This is a genomic window from Pseudomonas sp. PA-1-6B, from assembly GCF_021609545.1.
GTDB lineage: Bacteria > Pseudomonadota > Gammaproteobacteria > Pseudomonadales > Pseudomonadaceae > Aquipseudomonas > Aquipseudomonas fluorescens_BV.
Window position 1 is genome coordinate 1 of record NZ_WJZM01000112.1, and the last position, 2,670, is coordinate 2,670.

Sequence of the window (2,670 nt, forward strand, 5' to 3'; positions counted from 1 at the left end):
ACAATCCCCTCCCCCCCGCCACTGGCTGATTCACCCTCGCATGTCGACCTGCTCCGTTTACCCCTTACCCTACCGGGCCAACCCCGCCGAGTACTTTGCGGCTATTCGCCATGCGCCTGGCGCGGTGCTGCTCGACAGCGGCCGCCCGGCTGCCGAGCGGGGGCGTTATGACCTGCTCAGCGCCTGGCCCGAAGCGACCTTGACGGTTGGGCCGGATGAACGCGGCAGCGATTTCCTGCAACGCCTGCGCGAGAACCTGGCGCAGTTGGGTGAGGCGGCCCTGCCTGCTGGCGTTGAATTGCCATTTGCCGGCGGTTTGATCGGTTACTTGAGCTATGACTTCGGCCGGCACTTGGAACAGGTCTCGCGCCTGGCCGTGGACGACCTGCATCTGCCGGATGCGCGCCTGGGGCTGTATGCCTGGGCACTGGTCAGCGATCACCTGGCGCGCACCAGCCAACTGGTGTTTCACCCAGTGCTGGCCGATAGCGAGCGGCAACGTCTGATCGCCCTGTTCAGTCATGCAACAGGTGACACCCCCACCACCTTCAAGCTCCAGGGCACCATGGCGCCGGACCTCAGCGTGGATGCGTACCAGCAGGCCATCCTGCGTATCCAGGATTACATCCAGGCCGGCGACTGCTACCAGGTCAACTTTGCCCAACGCTTTCGTGCGCCGTGCATCGGCGATCCATGGGCAGCCTACTGCGCGCTGCGCGAAGCCTGCCCGACGCCGTTTTCCGGGTTCCAGAGTTTGCCCGATGACGGCGCGGTGCTGAGCCTGTCGCCGGAGCGCTTCGTGCGCATCAGCGAAGGCCAGGTCGAAACCCGCCCGATCAAGGGCACACGGCCTCGCGGCCTGACACCCGAAGAGGATGCCGCCAACGCCGCCGAACTGCTGGCCAGCCCCAAAGACCGCGCCGAAAACCTGATGATCGTTGACCTGCTGCGCAATGACCTTGGCCGCAGTTGCCGTATCGGCTCAGTGAAAGTGCCGGAGCTGTTCAGCCTGGAAAGCTACCCCAACGTGCACCACCTGGTGAGCAGTGTCACTGGCATATTGGCCGACGACAAAGACGCCCTCGACCTGATCGCCGGCAGCTTCCCTGGCGGCTCCATTACCGGCGCGCCGAAGATTCGCGCCATGCAGATCATCGACGAGCTTGAGCCCACCCGCCGCGGGTTGTATTGCGGCTCGCTGGTGTACCTGGACGTGCGCGGCGAAATGGACAGCTCCATCGCGATTCGCAGCTTACTGGTCAAGGACGGACAGGTGTGTTGCTGGGGTGGCGGTGGGATTGTGGCGGATTCAGAGTGGCAGGCGGAGTATCAGGAGTCTCTGACGAAGGTGCGTGTGTTGTTACAAACGTTGGAAAATCTGTAGGGTACAGCCCCTTCCTAGCGTTCGAGTAGAACGCCATGCGATAGAAAAAGCCTGAATCAGAACCGCTGTGGACGGGATAGACGCTTGCAGATAGCGTCCGGAGCGACCGTCCACCCGCCACCTGTGAAGGATCACATGAAGCGACTACCTCCTCGTCTGGAAATATTTCCGAGATTGCCTATCCACGCAATCGCACCTATGATCTCCCAAAACGGGAGGTTGAAGCGATGCGGATAATCGCTCTATCTACCCTACGAATATTCTGGGAAAGCCATTCAGCTTATAGCGACGCCAGAACACCGCTGGTCGAGTTGTATCGGCACATGGAAAAGGCCAATTATCCAACACCGCAAGCACTCAAGGCCGAACTCAGAACAGCGAGCATTCTTAAGGGTGGCAGGGTCGTGTTCAACGTTGGCGGCAACAAGTATCGAGTGATCATGACGATCGACTACCAGCGACAACTAGGGTTTATACGGTTCGTGGGGACCCACGCTCAGTACGACAAGATCAACGCGGAGACTGCGTGATGAACATCAAACCTATTCACTCCCAGGAAGACCTGACTGCGGCACTCGTACGAGTCGAGCAGATATGGGGAGCACCACCCGGCTCGCCTGAAGGTGATGAGCTGGAAATCCTGGCAGTCCTCATCGAGAAGTACGAAGCCGAGCATTACCCCATGCCCCCTTCGGATCCGGTAGAGGCTATCAAGTTTCGCATGGAGCAATTGGGCATGACCGCACGCGATCTGGAGCCGTTTATCGGCACCAGTGGGCGGGTGTCAGAGGTGCTGAACCACAAGCGCAAGCTAAGCCTGTCGATGATCAAGCGTCTGCATGAAGGCTTGCGTATTCCTTATGAGCGCTTGCTGGCCGAGGGTAAGGCGTGACGGCGCCGACGCCATCGCAGGCAAGCCCGACTCCCACAGTTGACCGCGTCGTTTGACGTTACATGGTCAAGGTGGGAGCTGGTTTGCCTGCGATGAGCATAGGTATCTACACAACTGTGCAGTTCGCCGCAGCCGCCGGTAACCACGATGCGAAGCGAGTCGCCCTTGATCTTGATCTGCTTTTGATCTTGATCTTAGGCGCCCCGTTAAACCACGCTGGCCGGAATTCGACAGGGATTTGGGGGGTAAACCGGCAGGGATGCCGGTTTAGCCGCCCCGCGCCATGGATGGCGCGTGGCGGCGGCCCACGGATTCAAGCCTGTGTTCGGGCACACCGAGCCTAGGCGAGGTGCCGAGTGGTGGGGCAAGAGCGTTTTGCTTACTTTTGCGCTTT

Annotated in this window: 3 protein-coding genes; all 3 read left to right on the forward strand. The window is 60.2% G+C overall.

The genetic code is table 11. The features are described 5' to 3' along the window. Positions 1-40 precede the first annotated feature (40 nt). On the forward strand, positions 41-1,384 hold the full coding sequence (gene pabB / locus GIV35_RS27060; RefSeq protein WP_213152916.1) for an aminodeoxychorismate synthase component I: 1,344 nt from the start codon (positions 41-43) through the stop codon (positions 1,382-1,384). Positions 1,385-1,611: 227 nt separating this feature from the next. Further along, a complete protein-coding gene (locus GIV35_RS27065) occupies positions 1,612-1,914 on the forward strand; it encodes a type II toxin-antitoxin system HigB family toxin (protein ID WP_236264456.1) in 303 nt (100 codons plus the stop codon). Next, positions 1,914-2,276: a helix-turn-helix domain-containing protein gene (locus GIV35_RS27070; RefSeq protein ID WP_105227812.1), complete on the forward strand. Its 363-nt coding sequence runs from the start codon at positions 1,914-1,916 to the stop codon at positions 2,274-2,276. The genes GIV35_RS27065 and GIV35_RS27070 overlap by 1 nt, the downstream gene beginning before the upstream one ends. Positions 2,277-2,670 lie beyond the last annotated feature (394 nt).

What these genes read in the sequence shown, in the direction of transcription:
- pabB (WP_213152916.1), top strand. Translation starts at nt 41, where the DNA reads ATGTCGACCTGCTCCGTTTACCCCTTACCCTACCGGGCCAACCCCGCC.
- GIV35_RS27065 (WP_236264456.1), top strand. Translation starts at nt 1,612, where the DNA reads ATGCGGATAATCGCTCTATCTACCCTACGAATATTCTGGGAAAGCCAT.
- GIV35_RS27070 (WP_105227812.1), top strand. Translation starts at nt 1,914, where the DNA reads ATGAACATCAAACCTATTCACTCCCAGGAAGACCTGACTGCGGCACTC.